The sequence below is a fragment of the Streptomyces coffeae genome (genome assembly GCF_016741875.1).
In the GTDB taxonomy this organism is placed as follows: Bacteria; Actinomycetota; Actinomycetes; order Streptomycetales; family Streptomycetaceae; genus Streptomyces; species Streptomyces coffeae.
This window is the reverse complement of sequence record NZ_JAERRF010000123.1, coordinates 1-1,318: the sequence shown is the minus strand read 5'-3', so window position 1 is coordinate 1,318 and position 1,318 is coordinate 1. Positions and strand designations below refer to the sequence as shown.

1 protein-coding gene is annotated in these 1,318 nt (G+C 73.4%); it reads left to right on the top strand.

From position 1 onward, the window contains the following. A partial coding sequence (locus JK363_RS41235) for an AMP-binding protein (protein WP_201883458.1) occupies window positions 1-1,318 on the top strand: 1,318 nt, incomplete at both ends.

Here is a 1,318-nt window from a genome sequence, read left to right as displayed (position 1 = left end):
ACCGGTCCCACTCGACCTGGGGATCTCCAAGTTCGACCTGCTCTGGAGCGTGCGCGAACGGCCGGGTTCCGCCGGTATCCACGGCATTCTGGAGTACAGCGCCGACCTCTACGACGAGGCCACGGTCGCCGGACTCGTCCGCAGGCTCGAGCGTGTCCTGCGGGCGGTCGTCGCCGACCCGGACCGCCGGATCAGCGGTGTGGACCTGCTCCAGGACGACGAGCGGCAGCGCGTTCTGGTGGAGTGGAACGACACCGCCAGGCAGCTGCCCCGCACTCCCTGGCCGGTGCTGTTCGAGGCCCGGACGGCCCGGCGCCCCGACGCGATCGCGGTACGCCACGACGGGGACGGGATCGGCTACGCCGAGCTGAACGCCCGGGCGAACCGGCTGGCCCGCTGGCTGCTCGCGCACGGCGCGGGACCGGAGACCGTGATCGGTCTGGCCCTGCCCCGTTCGGCCGAGCTGGTGGCCGCTGTGCTGGCCGTGGTCAAGACGGGCGCCGCCTATCTGTCCATCGACCCGGACCTCCCCGCCGCCCGCGCCCGCTTCATGTGCGCCGACGCCGCCCCGCTGTACGTGCTGACCACCGGTACCTCCGGTGAACGCATCCCGCAGGAGGTACCGTGCCACCGGCTGGACGACCCGGCGGTCCGGGCCGAGGTGGAGCGCCACTCCGCCGTCGACCTCACCGACGCCGAGCGGTCGTCCCCGCTGGACGCCTCCCATCCCGCGTATCTCGTCTACACCTCCGGTTCCACCGGTACGCCCAAGGGCGTCCAGGTCACCCACCAGGGCCTGGCCGGGCTGGCCGTCGCGCATCAGGAGGCGCTCGGGCTGGACGCGGACGCGCGCGTCCTCCAGTTCGCGTCGCTGAACTTCGACGCCTCGGCCTGCGAACTGGTCATGACGCTGCTCGCTGGTGCCACCCTGGTGGTACCCCGGCCGGACCAGATCATCGGCGACGGCGTGGTGGCGCTGATCGACCGCGAGCGGGTCAGCCACGCCATGCTGCCGCCCGCGTTCATCGCCACCCTCGACCCGGCCACCGTGCCCACCCTCCGCGCCCTGATCACCGGTGGTGAGGCGTGTCCGCCCGATGTGGCGGCGCGCTGGTCGCGGGGCCGCCGGATGCTCAACGCCTACGGGCCCACCGAGTCGACGGTGTGCGCGACGCTGAGCGCGCCGCTCTCCGGCGAGATCGCCGCGCCGATCGGACGCCCCATCGCCAACACCCGGGTCTATGTCCTCGGCCCGGGGCTGCGCCCGGTCCCCGCCGGTGTGGTCGGCCAGCTGTATCTGGCGGGCGCGGGCCTGGCA